17 protein-coding genes are annotated in these 18,535 nt (G+C 61.1%); 8 read left to right on the top strand and 9 right to left on the bottom strand.

The genetic code is table 11. From position 1 onward, the window contains the following. Nucleotides 1-221 precede the first annotated feature (221 nt). Nucleotides 222-758 carry a nucleoside deaminase gene (locus HGP12_RS00995; RefSeq protein WP_168838699.1) on the top strand — a complete coding sequence of 179 codons (537 nt, stop codon included), beginning with the start codon at nucleotides 222-224 and terminating at the stop codon, nucleotides 756-758. Between the two features lie 27 nt (nucleotides 759-785). On the opposite strand, the gene HGP12_RS01000 is transcribed toward HGP12_RS00995, so the two are convergent. The 3 genes from HGP12_RS01000 to uvrB all read right to left on the bottom strand — a co-directional run bounded on the left by HGP12_RS01000 (nucleotide 786) and on the right by uvrB (nucleotide 5,557). Beyond that, nucleotides 786-1,844 (bottom strand): adenylate/guanylate cyclase domain-containing protein, encoded by a 1,059-nt coding sequence (locus HGP12_RS01000; protein WP_168839156.1) that lies wholly within the window; start codon nucleotides 1,842-1,844, stop codon nucleotides 786-788. Between the two features lie 162 nt (nucleotides 1,845-2,006). Beyond that, nucleotides 2,007-2,465 carry an SRPBCC family protein gene (locus tag HGP12_RS01005; protein ID WP_168838700.1) on the bottom strand — a complete coding sequence of 153 codons (459 nt, stop codon included), beginning with the start codon at nucleotides 2,463-2,465 and terminating at the stop codon, nucleotides 2,007-2,009. A gap of 188 nt (nucleotides 2,466-2,653) precedes the next feature. Beyond that, on the bottom strand, nucleotides 2,654-5,557 hold the full coding sequence (gene uvrB / locus HGP12_RS01010) for an excinuclease ABC subunit UvrB (RefSeq protein WP_168838701.1): 2,904 nt from the start codon (nucleotides 5,555-5,557) through the stop codon (nucleotides 2,654-2,656). Nucleotides 5,558-5,841: 284 nt separating this feature from the next. Between uvrB and HGP12_RS01015 the strand changes: the two genes are divergently transcribed. Then, nucleotides 5,842-7,092 carry an MFS transporter gene (locus HGP12_RS01015; RefSeq protein ID WP_168839157.1) on the top strand — a complete coding sequence of 417 codons (1,251 nt, stop codon included), beginning with the start codon at nucleotides 5,842-5,844 and terminating at the stop codon, nucleotides 7,090-7,092. 53 nt (nucleotides 7,093-7,145) lie between these two features. Here HGP12_RS01015 and HGP12_RS01020 read toward each other — a convergent pair whose 3' ends face one another. From HGP12_RS01020 to HGP12_RS01040, 5 genes are all read right to left on the bottom strand, one after another. Beyond that, complete coding sequence (locus HGP12_RS01020; RefSeq protein ID WP_168838702.1) at nucleotides 7,146-7,661, bottom strand: hypothetical protein; 516 nt, start codon at nucleotides 7,659-7,661, stop codon at nucleotides 7,146-7,148. A gap of 148 nt (nucleotides 7,662-7,809) precedes the next feature. Continuing rightward, nucleotides 7,810-8,874 (bottom strand): SEL1-like repeat protein, encoded by a 1,065-nt coding sequence (locus HGP12_RS01025; protein ID WP_168838703.1) that lies wholly within the window; start codon nucleotides 8,872-8,874, stop codon nucleotides 7,810-7,812. A gap of 55 nt (nucleotides 8,875-8,929) precedes the next feature. Beyond that, on the bottom strand, nucleotides 8,930-10,522 hold the full coding sequence (locus HGP12_RS01030; RefSeq protein ID WP_168838704.1) for a tetratricopeptide repeat protein: 1,593 nt from the start codon (nucleotides 10,520-10,522) through the stop codon (nucleotides 8,930-8,932). 120 nt (nucleotides 10,523-10,642) lie between these two features. Continuing rightward, nucleotides 10,643-11,233, bottom strand: a complete 591-nt coding sequence (locus tag HGP12_RS01035; RefSeq protein WP_168838705.1) for a hypothetical protein — start codon at nucleotides 11,231-11,233, stop codon at nucleotides 10,643-10,645. Between the two features lie 4 nt (nucleotides 11,234-11,237). Continuing rightward, on the bottom strand, nucleotides 11,238-11,627 hold the full coding sequence (locus tag HGP12_RS01040; protein WP_120664241.1) for an acyl-CoA thioesterase: 390 nt from the start codon (nucleotides 11,625-11,627) through the stop codon (nucleotides 11,238-11,240). A gap of 245 nt (nucleotides 11,628-11,872) precedes the next feature. Here HGP12_RS01040 and HGP12_RS01045 point away from each other — a divergent pair, with 245 nt between their 5' ends. The 6 genes from HGP12_RS01045 to HGP12_RS01070 all read left to right on the top strand — a co-directional run bounded on the left by HGP12_RS01045 (nucleotide 11,873) and on the right by HGP12_RS01070 (nucleotide 17,503). Continuing rightward, a complete protein-coding gene (locus tag HGP12_RS01045) occupies nucleotides 11,873-13,066 on the top strand; it encodes an extensin family protein (protein ID WP_168838706.1) in 1,194 nt (397 codons plus the stop codon). Between the two features lie 103 nt (nucleotides 13,067-13,169). After that, a complete protein-coding gene (locus HGP12_RS01050) occupies nucleotides 13,170-13,424 on the top strand; it encodes a hypothetical protein (RefSeq protein ID WP_168838707.1) in 255 nt (84 codons plus the stop codon). Between the two features lie 385 nt (nucleotides 13,425-13,809). After that, nucleotides 13,810-14,736 (top strand): ABC transporter ATP-binding protein, encoded by a 927-nt coding sequence (locus HGP12_RS01055; RefSeq protein WP_168838708.1) that lies wholly within the window; start codon nucleotides 13,810-13,812, stop codon nucleotides 14,734-14,736. After that, nucleotides 14,733-15,494, top strand: coding sequence for an ABC transporter permease (locus tag HGP12_RS01060; RefSeq protein WP_168838709.1), 762 nt, complete (start codon nucleotides 14,733-14,735; stop codon nucleotides 15,492-15,494). Before HGP12_RS01055 ends, HGP12_RS01060 begins: the two co-directional genes overlap by 4 nt. A 150-nt stretch (nucleotides 15,495-15,644) precedes the next feature. Further along, nucleotides 15,645-16,976 (top strand): bifunctional folylpolyglutamate synthase/dihydrofolate synthase, encoded by a 1,332-nt coding sequence (locus HGP12_RS01065; RefSeq protein WP_168838710.1) that lies wholly within the window; start codon nucleotides 15,645-15,647, stop codon nucleotides 16,974-16,976. Continuing rightward, nucleotides 16,973-17,503: a GNAT family N-acetyltransferase gene (locus tag HGP12_RS01070; protein ID WP_246703226.1), complete on the top strand. Its 531-nt coding sequence runs from the start codon at nucleotides 16,973-16,975 to the stop codon at nucleotides 17,501-17,503. Before HGP12_RS01065 ends, HGP12_RS01070 begins: the two co-directional genes overlap by 4 nt. A 30-nt stretch (nucleotides 17,504-17,533) precedes the next feature. Here the strand turns inward: HGP12_RS01070 and HGP12_RS01075 are convergent, their stop codons facing one another. Further along, the gene (locus tag HGP12_RS01075; RefSeq protein WP_168838711.1) at nucleotides 17,534-18,439 is read right to left on the bottom strand and encodes a DMT family transporter; all 906 of its coding nucleotides are present in this window, start codon (nucleotides 18,437-18,439) and stop codon (nucleotides 17,534-17,536) included. Nucleotides 18,440-18,535: the final 96 nt, after the last annotated feature.

The following is an 18,535-nucleotide window of genomic DNA, read 5'->3' on the forward strand; positions in this document are numbered from 1 at the left end:
CAGGGTGGGAAACGGGTAGGATAGGGTGGGGAATTTCAAGGGGTTGAGAAAGTTGGCGCCCGGCCGACCAACGAAGTTATTATTGCAAATCTATATAATGAGCTTGCTGGCTAACAAGAGGGCGCCGGCGATGATCCCAGTACGGGAATTCGTCATGCGGCTGCAACAAACGCCGCTATTTAACGTCAGTACAACTTTTAATACGGGATTCGAGAGGGCTCATGGTTCAATTGAGTGATGACTATATGATGGGTCTCGCGCTTGACGAAGCCAGGATTGCGCTGGATGAAGGCGTGTTTCCTGTTGGCGCAGTTCTATGCAGGGAAGATCAGGTTCTGGGACGCTCCCGCAAAACAATGATTTCGAATCATTTGAACCATGCGGAAATGAATCTCTTTCATCAGGTATTTAGCGGAGATTACGCGTTCTCGCGAAACAACGGGCTGACGCTTTATACGACACTTGAGCCTTGCATCATGTGTTTCGGTACGATGATGCATCTGCCGATAACGCGGCTTGTTTTCGCTATGGCCGATGCATATGGCGGATGTGCCCACGTCAGATTGGAAAATTCTCCTCCCCGGCACTTTTCGAGAGCGGTAGAGATCGTTGGAGGCGTTCGTCGCCGGGTGGCTTCCAAGCTCTTTGCAGAGTTTCTCGACACGACCGCGGAAGAATTCTGGCTCACGGGCGGGGCTTCGCATTTTCAGGCCGCGGTGAGAGCCGAGCTTGATGAAGATGTGCTGCAACGCCGATAGTTCGGACCCTTGTTTAACACCCCAGACCTAGCTCTCCGCCAACGTAAACACCGCGCAAGACTCGGCAATCCCGCGCAGCTCATAGTTCCCCAAAGACACCAGCGGCATGGTCGTTTCCGCCGCAACAGCGCCCGAGATCAGCACGTTGCGTCCGAGCGGCCTGCAAAGGCCTTCCAATCGGCTGACGAGATTGACGGCGGGGCCGATGGCGGTGAAGTCCAGGCGGTCGGCGGCGCCGATATTGCCCCAGAGCATATCGCCGAAATGCAGGGCGGCGCCGAAGGGAAGCGGCGGCAGGCCCTGGCTTGCCCGGGTCGCGTCGAGATGGGCCATGCCGGCGCGGATGGCGGTGACGGCCCGCAGCGCGGCTTCGCAGGCTTCCGTCGGCGTCTCGGTGACCGGGAAGATTGCGAGCACACCATCGCCGATGAACTTCAGCACCTCGCCGCCGAAAGCATGTACGGCGCCGGCGACGCGATCGAACCAGGCGTCGAGGGCTGCTATCACGACCGTCGGCTCCGATGCTTCGGAGAGAGCCGTGAAATCCCGCAAGTCGGCGCAGAGCAGCGCTGCGCGGATGGTTTCGCCGCTGTTGCGGCTGAGCGCACCGGCCTGCACGCGTGCCGCGCTTCTGCGGCCGAGATAGGCTTCGAGTAGGGTCGATAGGGTTGCGCGAGCGGCCAGACCCGCCAAGGGGGGGGCAGCAAAGCGCGCGACCTGACGCAGCCTCTCCGTCTCGGGGGAGGTGAAGGGCCGGGTGCCGGCCCAGGCCAGCACGGAATGACCGGGCGCGGTCCCGATCGTTACCTCGCATGTCGGGCCGAGCTCGCCGAGCCAGTCGCGGCCGGCTTGCCCGAGCGACGTGCCGGCAAAGCCGAGGGCTTCGATCACCGCGCCCGTCTCGGCTCGCCAAAGCCAGGTATGCTGCGTGATGATCGGATGCGGCGCCGCGAGCGTCAGGGCGCTTCCGGCAAGCGGCAATCCGGCGGCGAGCAATTGCCCGCCCAGATCGGCGAGGAAGCGTTCGGGGCTGAGCGCGGTGCCGGCTTCGTCAACCAGCCAGGCAAGGGGGGCGGGCAAATCCATGCCGCGATCATGCCACGCCGCTTGCGGGCTGTCATCCTCACCGCTGCAACCTTCCTGCGAGCGCATGGGATCGCCGAGTTCCAGCGAGCGAAACTATTGTCGCCGGCCGGTGACAGCTTTGCTCTTCAGGTCACCGATCCTCGCGGCGCGGCACTCAAAGCGTCATCCGCTTTGGCCGTCGTGACCGCGCATGGCATCCGGACCGGGATCGCGTCCCGCGGCCACTTCGGCCATGCGGTCCAAATAATGCGCCCATCCCTTTGCATGGGCTTCGCATTGCTCCGGTGTCGGCAGGCCCGAATGGGTGAGGCGCACCAGCGTCCCGTCGGGTTGCTCGATCAGGTCGATCTCCACCAGGCTCGACCCCGGCGGCACTTCCTCGCTGCCTTCCCAGCCGAAACTGTAGGCGAGCCGGTGCACCGGCACGACTTCGCGAAACGAGCCGCGCGCGAAGCGGCTCCCGGTGACGTTGACGAGATAGATGCCGCCCGGCTGCGGTTCTGTCCGGGCTTCCGTGCCCATCCAGCGCAGGATCTTTTCGGGATCGGTCAGCAGCGCGAAGACGGCTGCGGGCGGCGCCGAGACATGGGTCTCGCGGCGGACGATCAAAGCTTCTGGCATCGGTCTCTCTCCCCTGGTTGCTGTCGCTCTCCCACCGGGACGAATACCTTCGTCCCTCAGTAGACCTCGTCATGCGATGGCATGTAGGAGCCATTGCCCTGGCAGCAAGACATCATTCGATGCCTGCAGGGCGTCGCTCCCCATAAACCGGCAGATCCGGGTGGCGGACTTGGGCGACTGCCGTCGCCTTACTGTCCGGGCCGTCCCGTCTTGCCTTTTGTCCGTCCCTTGCGCTGCTTCTCGTCCACCGGATCCTCATAGGAGCCGACGCCCGGTCTCGCGCGGGTGATCGGCTTGTCCGGTACTTTCCCCGTCACCGGCTTCTCGGTGCGGCCGACTGTCATTTCGTCCAATGTATTCCTGCGGAAAAGCGGCGTGCCGGCGTCGCTGCCCGGACCCATTTCGTCGAGGCTCGGCTTGGCGAAATAGGAGCGCTGTGTCCCGCCCTCCTGGTTCGAGACGGCCCTGCGGGCCTCCTCACCACGAGGGTTGCTGTTTGCTGCGATGCCTGCTCCGCCCTCATTCTGAGGTGCGGAGGACCCTGAGTTTGTCGAAGGGGAGCGGAGCCTCGAAGAATTGGGGCGGCCGCTACCCTTGCCACTTTCGAGGCTTCGGGCTTCCTCTCGGGCCAGCGGGTCGTCCATGGCGGCGAGCTCGACGGCCTTGAGGCGCTTGATCTCGTCGCGCAGCCGGGCGGCCTTTTCGAAGTCCAGGTCGGCGGCAGCATCGCGCATGGATTTTTCCAGCGCGTTGAGATGGGTCTGCAGATTGTTACCGACGAGGTGGCCGCCATCGGCAAAACCCTTGCCGGAGGCGCCGCCGATATCGGCGCGGACATGGTCCTTCTCGTAGACGCTGTCAAGAATGTCGGAGATCTTCGCCTTCACCGATTCCGGCGTGATGCCGTGCTCGATATTGTAGGCCATCTGCTTCTCGCGGCGGCGGCTGGTCTCGTCCATCGCCCGCTGCATCGAGCCGGTGATGTTGTCGGCATAGAGGATGACCTTGCCGTCGACGTTACGGGCGGCGCGGCCGATGGTCTGGATCAGCGACGTTTCCGAGCGCAGGAAGCCTTCCTTATCGGCATCGAGGATGGCGACGAAGCCGCATTCCGGAATGTCGAGGCCTTCGCGCAGCAGGTTGATGCCGACGAGCACGTCGAAAGCGCCGAGGCGCAGGTCGCGGATGATCTCGATGCGCTCCAGCGTGTCGATGTCGGAGTGCATGTAGCGCACGCGCACGCCCTGTTCGTGCAGATACTCCGTCAGGTCCTCGGCCATGCGCTTGGTGAGCACCGTGCAGAGGGTGCGATAGCCCTTGGCGGCCGTCTCACGGATTTCGCCGACGACGTCGTCGACCTGGGTGCGGGCCGAGCGGACTTCGACCGGCGGGTCGATCAGGCCGGTCGGGCGGATGACCTGTTCGGCGAAGACGCCGCCGGATTGTTCCATCTCCCAGCTGCCGGGCGTCGCCGACACCGCGATCGTATCCGGGCGCATCGCGTCCCATTCCTCGAAGCGCAGGGGACGATTGTCCATGCAGGAGGGCAGGCGGAAGCCATATTCGGCAAGCGTCGCCTTGCGGCGGAAGTCGCCCCGGTACATGCCGCCGATCTGGCTGACCGAAACGTGGCTTTCGTCGATGAACAGCAATGCGTTGTCGGGAATATATTCGAACAGCGTCGGCGGCGGCTCGCCAGGATTGCGGCCTGTCAGGTAGCGCGAGTAGTTCTCGATGCCGGCGCAGGAGCCTGTGGCCTCCAGCATTTCGACGTCATAGCGGGTGCGCTGTTCCAGACGCTGCGCCTCCAGCAGGCGTCCGGCCTTTTCCAGTTCGGCAAGCCGGATTTTCAGCTCTTCCTTGATCGCCTTGATGGCGCCGTTCAGTGTCGGGCGCGGCGTGACATAGTGCGAATTGGCGTAGATCTTCACCGATTTCAGGTCGCCGGTTTTCTGGCCGGTGAGGGGATCGAATTCGGTGATGGCGTCGATCTCGTCGCCGAACATGGAGATGCGCCAGGCGGCATCCTCCAGGTGGGCCGGGAAGATTTCGATCGTATCGCCGCGGACGCGGAAGGAGCCGCGGATGAAATCCATGTCGCGGCGCTTATATTGCTGCGCCACGAGGTCGGCCAGAAGCTGGCGCTGGTCCAGCCGGTCGCCGACATTCATCTGGAAGGTCATCGCCGTATAGGTTTCGACCGAGCCGATACCGTAGATGCAGGACACCGAGGCGACGATGATGCAATCGTCGCGCTCCAGCAGCGAACGCGTCGCCGAGTGGCGCATGCGGTCGATCTGCTCGTTGATTGAACTTTCCTTCTCGATGAAAGTGTCCGAGCGCGGCACATAGGCTTCCGGCTGGTAATAGTCGTAGTAGGAGACGAAATACTCGACCGCATTGTCGGGAAAGAAGTTCTTGAACTCGGAATAGAGCTGGGCTGCCAGCGTCTTGTTCGGCGCGAGAATGACGGCGGGGCGCTGCGTCGCCTCGATGACCTTGGCCATGGTGAAGGTCTTGCCGGAGCCGGTGACACCAAGCAGCACCTGGCTGCGGTCGCCATTCTCCAATCCTTCGACGAGATCGCGGATCGCCGTCGGCTGGTCGCCGGCGGGCTGGTATTCCGAGTCCATGCGGATCCGGATGCCGCCTTCTGATTTGGCCGGCCGGGCAGGGCGGTGCGGCGTCCAGAGCTTGCCGTCCTTGAACAGCGGATTGCCGCTTTCGATCAGCTTCGACAGCGCCTCGACCGTCGCCGTGACAGCAGTACCGGCATTGGCGGCATTTTCCAGCGATGTATCCATGCCGGATACGGGGTTGAGGCCCGCGGCGGCGCGCGTCTTCGGATCGGTCGATCCACCCATCGAGGTGCCGCGCGCCGATTTGGAGGCGGCGATTTCCACCTTCTTGCGATGCTTGCCAGCCTTCGAGGCAATCTCGCGCTGGGTCTCGATGCCTGATGTTTCGGCATCGGCTTCGAGCTGCTTCACCCAGTCGGCAACACTGCCGCTGAGCGGCGCGCCCTCAAACGATGCCTGCGGCGCCTCTTCGAAACCGGACGGGGCGTATGGTTTTTTCGGTGATTTGGCCATGCGCCGAATATGGCGACAGAAGGCGCGGATGTGAAGGGGCAAAGAGTACAAAAGGGAAACGAAACGGCGGATTTTTCCATTCGCCGGAGATGTCAAATATGTTACAACCCAGGGGCGGCCGATGCGTTATCGCTGATCTGAAAGTCCGCATAGCGCGATCCTCGCAGGCGCCAACGGAGGAACCAGCCGCAACGTCGACATGCCCGGCCAGTGCCGGGTTCCCCCAGCTTCGACGGCATCCGGTATTGCCCGCCTCGCCGCCGCCATCCGGTCGGAGGATCATGATGACCGCATTGGATAGCTTACGTTCCTTGTCCCCCCAGCAACGAAACACCGTCATCGCAGCCTATTTGGGCTGGACGCTGGATGCTTTCGATTTCTTCATTTTGGTTTTCGTTCTCAAGCATATAGCCGAAGAATTTCACACGGACGTTCCGGCGGTTGCCGTGGCGATCTTCCTTACCCTCGCCATGCGGCCGCTTGGCGCGCTGATCTTCGGCCTTGCGGCGGATCGCTTCGGCCGGCGTACGACCTTGATGGTCGACGTGCTGCTTTACTCCATATTCGAATTCCTGACCGGCTTTTCGACCGGGTTGACGATGTTCCTCGTTTTGCGCGCGCTTTTCGGCGTCGCCATGGGCGGCGAATGGGGCGTGGGGGCATCGCTGACGATGGAGACGATACCGGAGGAGTCGCGCGGCCTCGTGTCCGGCATTCTGCAGGCCGGTTATCCCTCCGGCTATCTGATTGCCTCGATCGTGTTCTTCCTGCTGTTTCCGATCATCGGCTGGCGCGGCATGTTCATCGTCGGTGCGCTGCCGGCGCTGCTGGTACTCTACATCAGGCGCAGTGTGCAGGAATCGCCGGCTTTCCTGGAGCGGCAATCCAAACCGCAGCGGCCATTCCTTACCGTGCTGCGGGAGAATATTCCGCTATTCATCTGGGCCGTGCTTCTGATGACGGCGTTCAACTTCTTCAGCCATGGCACCCAGGACCTTTATCCGACATTCTTGGAAGCCCAGCGGCAATATGATTCCTACACGGTCGGCGCCATCGCCATCGTCTATAATATCGGTGCCATCGTCGGCGGTATGTCTTTTGGCATGTTGTCACAGCGCATCGGCCGCCGTCGCGCCATCGTCATCGCCGCGCTATTGGCCATTCCGGTCGCGCCGCTCTGGGTCTATGGGCAAGGACCGGTGATGCTTGCGATCGGCGCCTTCCTGATGCAGCTTTTCGTGCAGGGCGCCTGGGGCATTGTCCCCGTGCATCTCAACGAATTGTCGCCGGACGAGGTGCGCGGCACGTTCCCCGGATTTGCCTATCAGCTCGGCAATCTGCTGGCGTCTGGCAATGCCTCGATCCAGGCGGGCCTGGCGAAGCAGTGGAACGGCGATTACGCCCTGGCGCTGCTGATCGTCGCCTGCATCGTGGCCGTCGTCGTGGCGCTGTTTGCCGGCTTCGGCTTCGAGAAAAAGGGAGTTCGGTTTGGCGGTAAGGACGCCGGGCAAGCCGATAGCGTCATGCAAACCTGAACCGCTTTGCCATCATACCGCCTTGAGGCCGGCAGTCCATGCCGGCCCTTCTTTCACTTTCCGCAGATTTCCGAGATCTTGGCCTGGGCAAAGTCCCGCGCCAGATCCTGCAGGCCGCCGACGGAGGATATCAACTCGCCGATGGGTCCGTTGATGCCGACGCGCAGGTCGGTGATGTGGCAGGCGCCGACGTCGACTGTCATCGAGGCGTCCAGCTCACCCTTAATCGTCGTCTTGAGCACCCCGTGCGACTTGCAGGCCATTTCGGCACGGGCGTTGACCTGGACGCCTCCGTTCGGAGCGTCGCAGACGTCGAGCGACTTCACCTCGAACTTGTCCTTGTGATCGACACCCGGCAACTTCTTGCACGGATCGGCCTCGTTCACCGATTTCTCGATCTGCGGGCCGAACTTGCTCTGCAGCAGCGACCAGCACGAGCCGGGCGCGGCTTCCGCCGGCGTTGCTGTTAGTGGCAGCGGCGACAGCGGCAAGACGACGGCCGCGGCAAGCAAAGCCATGCGAAGCGGCGGCAGGAGCAAGACGGGGGGCATGGAGTATTTCAGGTTCACGGCGATCTATCCTCGCAAGAGAAGAAGCTGCAATTGAGGCCCGGCGTGGCGCTACTCTTCCATCTCTTCCTGCGCCAAGGCAATCCCCCGTCGCGACGTTCAATCCTTGACGACCATTGTGTCGCAGAAGCGGTCATAGAAGATCAGCTTATATCGGGATGCCTTGCTCGCTCGAGCCTTCATTCTCGTCCGGGTTGCCCTCATAGCCCAAGCGCTTTGCCTTGCGGAACCATTCCAGCGCCCTGGCGGAATCAGACGCGACGCCGTCACCGTCACGGTACATCATGCCGAGATTATAGGCGGCATCGGCATAGCGATGCGCCGCCGCCCGCTCGAACCAGTAGATCGCCTGAGGACCGTTCTTGGTGACACCTTCGCCGTCGCGGAACATGACGCCGAGATTGTATTCGGCTTCGACATCGTTCTGCGCCGCGGCTTTCAAGAACCATGCGATTGCCTGGCCATCGTCCTGTTTCACCCCGTCGCCATCGGCGTACATCGCGCCGACGTTGAATTGAGCGCTGGGATCGCCCTGATCGGCCGCCCTTTTGAACCAGGAAAGAGCTGTCGCGCCGTCCTTGGCAACACCCTCGCCGTCGCGATACATGATGCCGAGATTGTACTGAGCCTCGATCTTACCCTGTTCGGCGGCCTTTAGGTACCACATGGCGGCGCTGCGCTTGTCCTTATCTGTGCCATCGCCCTGATCGCACATGGTGCCGACATTGAACTGCGCATCCATGTCGCCCTGTTCAGCGGCCTTGCTGTACCAGGCAAAGGCCTGCGGCTTGTCCTTGAGAGCGCCTTCACCCGTATCGTAGGCGACGCCGAGATTGTATTGCGCGTTGAGGTATCCCTGCGCAGCGGCCTTCTTGTACCAGAGAACGGCCTGGCTCTTGTCGGCGGTGACGCCTTCGCCCTGATCGTACATAGTGCCGACGTTGAACTGCGCTTCGGCGCTGCCCTGATCGGCGGCCTTCTTGTACCAGCTGAGCGCCAATGTGTAGTTTTTCTCGACGCCGTCAGCTTGCTCGTACATTTGCCCGAGTTTCAGCTGCGCCGCGACGTTGCCCTTGTTTGCCAAGGGACGCCAGTAATCCACGCCGGTCTTGAAATCTCCACGATCATAGCTGTTCCGCCCGACGTCGGCGTGCGCCGTCGCCATCGACGCCAGCACGAAGAGCAAACCTACAGCCCCTTTCTTCCAATTCACGATCTACCCCGCAGTCGAAAATCCGTTCTATCAAGATAGCAAGCTCTTGCGACCGTCAGGGCAAGAGCGCCATCAGCAAGTGAAATATGATCCAGCCCGTCGTGTCGCCGGTGCCCTTCTTTCCGGCTGCTCCCTGTCCCAATGGTCCGAGATCCTTGATCGGACCCTCGCCATTGGCTTCCATATAGCCGAGGCCGTGCTGCGCTTCCGGCAATCCTCTCGCCGCCGCCTTGTTGAACCAATCGGCGGCAATTGTGGAGTCCTTCGGCACGCCATAGCCGTTATAATACATATATCCAAGACCATATTGCGCACGGGCGTCGCCCTGGCCGGCGGCCTTGCGAAACAGGTCGACAGCCTGTCCATAGTCTTTGGTGACGCCGGCGCCCTGATAATAAAGATAGGCGAGGGCATACTGACCCTGTGCGTTGTTTTGGTCGGCCGCCTTGCGATACCAGCCTGCCGCCGCCGCTTTGTCCGGCTTCGCCCCCTGACCGGTGTCGTAGAGGTAGCCAAGGGCGTATTGTGCATCCGCATGTCCCTGGCCGGCGGCCTTCCCATACCATTCGAACGCCTTGCCGTAATCCTTTGCGACGCCGCGACCGGCCGCATACATGTAGGCGAGGGCGTATTCGCCTTGCGCGTCGCCCTGTTCGGCGGCCCTGCGGTACCACCTCGCCGCGCTGCCGTCGTCTACCTTCACGCCCTGGCCGTTGGCGTAGAGATAGCCGATGGCATATTGGGCATCGGGGCTCCCCTGATCGGCAGCCTTGCGATACCATTGAAGCGCCTGCCTGTAGTCCCGGGCGACGCCCGTCCCGTTCGCGAGGCTATAGCCGATGGCATATTGGGCATCGGCGCGGCCTCCTTCGGCCGCTTTCATGTACCAGGAAAAGGCTTCGGCATCGTCCTGCCCGACGCCCCTGCCATTGGCATAGGAGTGGCCGACGGCATACTGGCCCTGCGTGCTTCCTTGATCGCCCGCTTTTTTGTACCAGGCGACCGCCTGATTCTGATCTTCTTCCGTGCCTTCGCCGTTGTCGTACATATAGCCGACAGCATATTGGGCATCGGAACGGCCCTGATCCGCCGCCTTGCGATACCAGCCGAGCGCGATGGCTTTGTCCTCATGGACGCCACGGCCGTTTGCGTACATGTAGCCGAGGGCATATTGGGCTTGTGCCTGGCCCTGGGCGGCGGATTTCTGGTACCAGGTGACGGCGTCTTCATTATCGGCATCCATGCCCCGGCCGTTGGCGTAGGAATAGCCGATGGCATATTGAGCGTCGGCATTGCCCCGTTGCGCCGACCTCAGATACCAGTCGTTTGCCTGCTTCAGGTCGACATCGACGCCGCGACCGCTGGCATACATATAGGCCAGCGCATACTGTGCCTGCGCATTACCCTGGTCGGCCGATTTCCGATACCAATCGACCGCCTGGGCATCGTCCCGTTCCACGCCCTGGCCGTTGGCGTAGCGATAGCCGAGACCGTATTGCGCGGCCGGATTGCCCTGGTTTGCGAATTCCACCCAGTATTTCAAGTCGATCGTGGTATTGGCCGGCCCCGGAGCGGGGTCTTCGGCGTAGGCAAGCCAAGGCAATGAAAGAGCAACCGCCAATCCCAATGCATAGCTCTTTGTCTTCAAAGCTTACGTCCCCCACCTGCGTCTCAGACGGCAATCGATCTGAACAATATGGCGATGTCTTGGTCAAGGATTGTGGAGCATCGGAATGTCAGTCGTTTTCTTCCGAGCGGAATGCGAACCTTATCCCGGAAGCACGTCGTAGAGACGGAAGATCCACGTGATCTGATAGATCAGCCCGACGATTACGAACGCTGCCTGGAAACGCCGGTTGGCGGTGATCGCGGCAATGATGCATAGGACGATGTAGACGACATTGCGTATGGGATACTCCCAGCCGAGGGACTGGAAATAGGCCTCGCCCTTCAGCAATGTATCGATGAGATCGACGGCATAGGTCACTGCAAGCAAGCCGAAAAACCAGCGGCGGCGGGAGATGAAATATTCCTCGAAGCCGCCGTAATCCTCAACCGAATGCGGATTTAGCAACACGCAGAGGAAATAGAAGAGGCAGCAGAAGCAGATGAGAAAGAGGTAGACGCCGAAATTGATCTGCGCGACGGATTGCAACCGATATTCCCACCACCAGAAATGGATGATGAACAGGAACATCGACAATATCCAGCCGAGATGGACGAGATAGATCCTGTGCTTGCCGGGCGCCTGCACGAAGCCGGCGAGCCTCGTCAGAAGCTGAGCGAGCGAGAGGCCGATCACCATGCTCATGACCGTCCGGATATAGACGTAGACTTCCGGCGTGTGTGCTGGGCCCATAACGTCAGCTCTCCTCTGGTACGGCCTTCGGCGCTCCGTTCTCGTCAAGCGCGACCATGATGAACGTTGCGGCAGTGACTTTTTCCAGCGTGTTGAAACGCGCCCTGTGCGCCCATGCCTCGACATTCAGCGTGATGGAGGTGCGGCCGACGCGGTCGATGTCGGTAAAGACGCTCAGCGTATCGCCGATCTTGACCGGCAGCTCGAAAGCCATCTCCTTCACCGCCGCCGTGACCACGCGGCCGCGCGCGCGTTCGGCCGCGCGGATGCCGCTCGCCAAGTCCATCTGCGCCATGACCCAGCCGCCGAAGATATCGCCGGCAGGATTGGCGTCGGCGGGCATGGCAAGCGTGCGCAATGTCAGCTCGCCTCTCGGTTTGACGCTGTCGTTCATTCATCTGCTCCTGTTTTTCGGCTCGATTCCCCTTTTCAGCCTATGCAATCCAGGCGCGATGGAAAAGACAATGTTGACGTTTCTGCCTCGAACTTCCGTGAGGCGAAAGGTGAATTCCGTGCCGTTTCGTTACCTTGTCGCGCCAGGCTGAGCCACGCCGACCGGCGACGGTAAGCTTTCGTTCACCCTTCCCATTTAGGATTTGTAATCGTTACCGACCGTGGCTGGGGCAGCGGATCAGGAGTATGACCATTTTACCCATTCTACGGCGGGTCGCGCTGCCATTGCTATTGTCGTCGGCACTTGTCGCCTGCACGGCAGACAGCCTCGTGCCGCCTTCCGGCATCGACAGCTCCTCGCGCGTCGGCTCCATCAAGCCGCATAAGAGCGTGCCGCAGCGGCAGTTCGCCTATCCAGGCATGCAGGATCCCGTCGTCTCCACCTCGAACAACTATAAGAATGGTGGTCCCGTCCGTTCCACCGGAACAGGTGAGGCGGTGACCACGTCCGACGTCGAAATCGGTCTGGCGCAGCAATCGAACGTTCCGCCGCAGGGCGTCAATATGGATGCCGAGCTCGGCGTCGGGCCGAGCGAGGAGGAGCAGTCTCCATCGGTGGTCGGGCTGGCGCAGGAAGAGCAGCAGAACATCGCTGAAGGCGAGTCCGATCAGCCTGTCGTCGGCGGCATCGGCACCGATGCGCCGGTGCAGACCAACCGCTCCGCACTTCAGCGGCCGGCCGCGCAGGCCGAACTCAACCAGTCGCGGGTACCGAGGCAGCAGCCGGGAACGCAGGTCGCCATGCTGCCGCGTATCGAAAACCCCGTACCGCGCCTCGACCAACAGTTCGAAGCGCCGCAATCGACGCCGGGCATGATGCCGCCTTCGGAAGTTGCCTGCCGTCAGGAGCTGCAGCGCATGGGTGTAGTCTATGCGGACAAGCCGGCGATTTCGAACGGTCCCTCATGCCAGGTTCCCTATCCGGTCTCGCTCAGTGGTCTCTCGGGCAACATCGCCGTCAGGCCTGCCGTCACATTGAATTGCCAGGTGACGCTCGCTTTCGCCAAATGGGTGAAGAACGAGTTGGCCCCGGCGGCGCGTACGCGCTACTGGTCCGGCATCGGCACGGTCGTTCCGCTCGGCGGCTATTCTTGTCGGCGGATGAACAATAGCCGGCAACGCTATAACCCGATGTCGGAACATGCCCACGGCAATGCCATCGATGTCGGCACCTTCGTCCTGAAGAACGGCCATGTGATCGATGTGCGCAGGAAGGGTCTGTTCTCCTTCCGGGAAGGGCGGCTGCTGAAAGCCGTGCGTACCGATAGCTGCCGCTATTTCGATACAGTGCTTGGTCCGGGCAGCAATCCGGAACACTGGAACCATTTCCATTTCGATCTCCGGGACCGAAAGGGTGGCCGACGCTATTGCAGCCTCTGATAGGCGTTTCGCCGGGGCAGCATCCACACTTGCCGGACGGGCAAGCTGATTTACCTATCGAGGAAATCGCGCTTAATTACGCGAGCCGAGTACAGGAGGGGTCATGGAAGAAGCACCAAGACGAAAGAGAAGCCTGGGACGGGCGCTCGTTGCCGCACTGATTGCCATCATTCTCGTCATCGGCGGCCGCTGGTATGCTTACGTCGCCTACGCCGACGATCCATTCGACGAGGTCGGCATCGGCCTTAATTCAATGATGCCGGGACCCATCCGCGACAAGGGCTGCGAGATGCTGAAGGCTCGCTTCGAACACAAGACATTGCCGCCGGCTGGTTGCGGCGTCAACGGCAGCTGGTAACGGTCACTCCATCGATCGCAAGCCGGCAAAAAAGAAAAAAGCCGGCTGGTGCCGGCTTGAGCGGTGCATGGCAACGACGGGGGATCCTTGCCTGCTCCAGAAAAGAACTTCATGTTGCAATGATGCATGCAATATGACTACGAAGGCAATAAATTGGCTAGTAACAGCAGGCGCCGACGTGTCGCCAAGAGGCATTGGGCGGAGTTGCGACGAACGTTGCTCACCTAAGGAGCTATATGCCCGACGAAGGTCACGATTTGATGACAGCTTATTTGGCTTAGGCGAACGCTGTGTTTCACGACCGTGGGGTGGTAAAAGCTCAGAGCCGGTTATATAGCGGGCAAACGCCGCGAAATTCATCACAAAAGCCGGACTTTGCCTCACCATGGCTCCGATCATTTCCATCCGCAATCTTACCAAGACATATTCTAACGGGTTCCAGGCGCTGAAAGGCGTCAACCTCGACATCGAGCGAGGTGAAATCCTGGCCTTGCTCGGGCCGAACGGCGCGGGCAAGACGACGCTGATTTCCATCGTCTGTGGGATCGCCAATCCGAGCGGCGGCACGGTGACGGTCGGCGGTCATGACGTCGTGCGCGATTTCCGCGCCACGCGCAGCATGATCGGCCTGGTGCCGCAGGAGCTGACGACCGATCAGTTCGAAACGGTCTGGAATACCGTCAGCTTTTCGCGCGGACTGCACGGCAAGAAGCCGAACCCGGAATATATTGAGAAGGTGCTTCGCGATCTGTCGCTGTGGGAGAAGAAGGACAACACGCTTCGCCAGCTTTCGGGAGGCATGAAGCGGCGCGTGCTGATCGCCAAGGCGCTTTCGCATGAACCGGAGATCCTTTTCCTGGATGAGCCGACGGCCGGCGTCGACGTGACGCTGCGCAAGGACATGTGGCATGTGGTCGAGCGCCTGCGTGCTTCCGGCGTCACGATCATTCTGACGACGCATTACATCGAAGAGGCCGAAGAGGCTGCGGATCGAGTGGGCGTCATCAATGGCGGCGAGCTGCTGCTGGTGGAGGAGAAGAAGGCGCTTATGGCAAAGCTCGGCCGCAAGCAGCTTATCCTCGATCTCAGCGAGCCGCTGGATGCCGTCCCTGACCGTCTCGACGGCAATGGGCTTTCGCTTGGGCCGAATGGCATGACGCTGGTCTATGACTTCGATGCGCATCACGAACAGTCCAGCATCGCGGCTCTGCTCTCGAAACTGGCGGCTGAGGGAATTCATTTCAAGGACCTCTCGACGCGCCAGAGTTCGCTCGAGGATATTTTCGTATCGCTGGTGGAGGCAGGCAAATGAACTTCGAAGCGGTCAAGTCCATTTATTCTTTCGAAATGGCCCGCACGCGCCGCACTTTGCTGCAGAGCGTCGTCTCGCCGGTCATTTCCACCTCGCTCTATTTCATCGTCTTCGGCGCTGCGATCGGATCGCGGATCAATCTCGTCGAGGGCGTGTCCTATGGGGCGTTCATCACGCCCGGCCTGATCATGCTGACCTTGCTCGGTCAGTGCATCAGCAACGGCTCCTTCGGTATCTATTTCCCGAAATTCACGGGCACGATCTATGAAGTCCTATCGGCGCCCGTCGCCATGACTGAGATTGTTCTCGGCTATGTGGGTGCGGCGGCGACCAAGGGGATGCTGATCGGCCTGATCATTCTGGCGACGGCGAGCTTCTTCGTCGATATCAGGATCGAGCATCCGTTCATGATGATCCTGTTTTTCGTACTGACGGCCGTGACCTTCAGCCTGTTCGGCTTCATGATCGGCATATGGGCCGGGAATTTCGAGCAGCTGAATTTGATCCCGATGCTGGTCGTGCCGCCGCTTACCTTCCTCGGCGGCAGCTTCTACTCGATCAACATGCTGCCGCCCTTCTGGCAGGCGGCCAGCCACCTCAATCCAGTTCTCTATCTCGTCAGCGGCTTTCGCTGGAGCTTCTATGGCATTGCCGACGTCAATCCGGTGCTGAGCCTTGCGATGATCACGTTTTTCCTCGCGGTCTGTCTGGTTATCCTCGGGTGGATTTTCAGGACCGGCTATCGGCTGAGAAACTGACGGCGGAGCCTTTTAGGTCTTGCTACCCGCGTCGCCGCATGGAGTTCATCGATCCTGACTTGACCTAGCGAGGCGGTCGGGTGTCCATAGCCGTGAGAGACGTTCAAGTCGTTTCCCGACGTCAGTCTGAAATCCTGCCGAAGGTATTCCATGCCGCAATCCCATCCGAGCCACTCGCTATCCCAAGCACTCTCCCGGCTCGATCAACTGACCAATTGGGAGCGCAAGCCGCGCGGGGAGATGCGGGTCGGTCTCGAGCCCATGCTCGATCTGATGCAGCGGCTGGGCAATCCCCATCGGAACTTTCGCGCCATCCATGTCGCCGGCACCAAGGGCAAGGGATCGGTCTCAGCACTTCTCGAGGCCGGATTGGTGCGAGCCGGCTGGCAGGTCGGCCGTTATGCGTCACCGCATGTCGACCGTGTGAACGAGCGCATCAGCGTTCTGGGCCGGGAGGTCGGGGACGATACGCTGGCAGGGGCGATCACGCAGGTTCTCGACAGCTATGAGAGTGCGAAGCGGGCAGCGACGGCTGGCGAAGATGCCACCTGGTTCGATGTGATAACGGCCGCCGCCTTCGTCGTGTTCAGAGATGCCGGCTTGAACTGGATCGTTGCCGAGGTGGGGCTTGGCGGCAGGCTGGATTCGACGAATGTGGTTTTCGGCGAAGTTGCCATCGTCACCAATATCGGGCTCGAGCATACGGAAATTCTTGGGGTCACGCGCGAGGCGATCGCGCGGGAGAAGGTCGGCATATTGAAGCCCGGTGCGACGCTTGCCACCATGCTTGCCGCCGATGATGCCGCAGGGCATGTCTTGCAGCAGCGTGCCGATGAACTTGGCTGTGAAGTGCTTCGAACTGACCTTCCCGAGGATGCGACGATTGCGGACACGAATATAGCGCTGGTCGGCCTGGTATTCGATCATCTGGGACGGCAAGGCGAGAGCGCGCGGGAAGGAAGCGAAAAAGATCGGCCCATCGGTGCATGGCTGCTCGAACCCGCGGTGATCGAAAAGGCACGTCTGCCGGGTCGGATGGAGCGCTTCGACTTTGCGCTGCCGCCTGCATCTGCAAATGGACGGCAAACCCTGCCCATAATCATGGATGGCGCGCATGTGCCGTTCAACATCGAGGCTGTGCTGCGCGACATCGCGCGCTCCTCCGGCGTCAGCGGCGATTGCGTCGTTATCGTCGCGCTGGCGTCCGACAAGGATGCCAGCGGCTTTGTGAAGGTACTTTCCCGATACGCCGCCTATTCGGTCTTTACGGAAGCATCGGGATCTGGCCGGGCTCGTGCGGCAAACGAGCTGGAAGCGCTTGGAAAATCCATGGGCATGGCCTGCGAAGCCGAGCCGGACCCGCACGAAGCGCTCAATCGCGCCGTTGCAAAGGCTGCGGAACGTGGCGGCTGGATCCTTGTGACCGGTTCGCTCTACCTGGTCGGCGCATTGCGCGGCACCGTCCTGGGGAATGTCGGATGACGATGGAAATTGCGATCAGGCCTGCTCTTGCCGACGATGTCACCGACATGGCGAGGCTGCATCGCGCGATCTGGTGCGACACCTATCGCGACCTTGTGTCCGCAGAAATTTATCGGGTGCTCGACGAGGATTTCCGCCGCTTGCGATGGGCCGATATGCTCGCAAATCCCCGTAGGGATCAGCGCGTGCTTCTGGCCGAGCAGGGAGATCGGCTTGTTGGCATCGGCGCGATCAATGCGCCGTCCGATGCCGTATTCGAGGGGCGAGGCGAGATAAAATCGCTCTATGTCGATGCTTCCATCAAACGCCAGGGACTTGGCCGCCGTCTGATGCGAGAATTGGCGCGAGAACTTCTTTCCATGGGCTATTCGGGCGCGGCGCTTGGCGTCGTGGTCGGCAATGAACCGGCGATCGCTTTCTATCGTGCGCTCGGAGGGCAACTGATCGGCCGATACACGGATCCGGGTCCGGTCTGGCGCTCCGACAACTTCATTTTCGCGTGGGACGACTTGTCCATCCTGATCTGATTGTCCCATGCGAGCCGATTGGAACCGATTTCATTCGGCTGCAACCGGCCGGCGCGGCGCGATGGTCATGGCCATGACGCCTACGACGACACAGACGAGACCGATGGCTGCCGTCGGCGACAGAGGCTCGCCGAGGAAGGCCACGCCGATGCCGACGCCGATCGGGACGCGCAGATAGGCCTGTGCCGTCGTGCCGACCGAGCCGAGTGTCTGGATGAGCCGGAAGTAGATGCTGAAGGCGAGGGCGGTGGAGACGACCGACAGGCCGAGAAGCGCGAGGATCGAAGCCGTCGACGGCGCGATCCGCCAGGGTTGCTCGACAATCAGGCTGGCCGGAATGAGAAGAGCTGCGCCGCAGAGCAGCGAACCGGCGGCCGGCATCATCGGATCCAGCCCCTTGAAATTGCGGCCGAACAGGGCGGCACAGCCATAGCAGACGGATGCCGCGACGACGGCGAGCTGTGCCGGCAACTGGCGGCCCACGCCATGCAGCGCATCGAGGCCGATGATCAGGCAAATGCCCGCCATGCCGGCGATCACACCGAAAAGCTTGCGTCCGGTCAGCGGCTCGCTACGCAGCAGGAAAGCGGCGATCAGGAAGGTGAAAATGGGCGTCGTCGAATTCAATATGGTCGCGAGACCGGCATCGACGGTCTGTTCCGCCCAGGCGATCAGCGTGAAGGGAATGGCACTGTTGAGGCAGGATTGAATAAGAAAACGCTTCCAGGTGGCTGCGTCCCTCGGCAGGCTCAGGCCGCGCCAGCGAATGATCGCAAACAGGACGAGGCCGGCTATCAAGGTGCGGGCGGCGATCAGCGTGATTGGCGGGATGGTCGCCACGCCGACGCGGATGAAAGTGTAAGAGGCGCCCCAGCAGGTCGCGAGAGCGAAAAGAAGCAGCAGTTCCGTCGTTATGTTTGATTTTGCGGGCGTCATGGGTGCTTCACTCTTCATACGGGGTTCGGATCTGCCGTCTTTTAGAGTGAAGGGGCCAACGAATGCTTCGGTCCTGGCCGAACTATCGAATTCGAC

The organism is Rhizobium sp. P28RR-XV (assembly GCF_012641385.1).
In the GTDB taxonomy this organism is placed as follows: Bacteria; Pseudomonadota; Alphaproteobacteria; order Rhizobiales; family Rhizobiaceae; genus Rhizobium.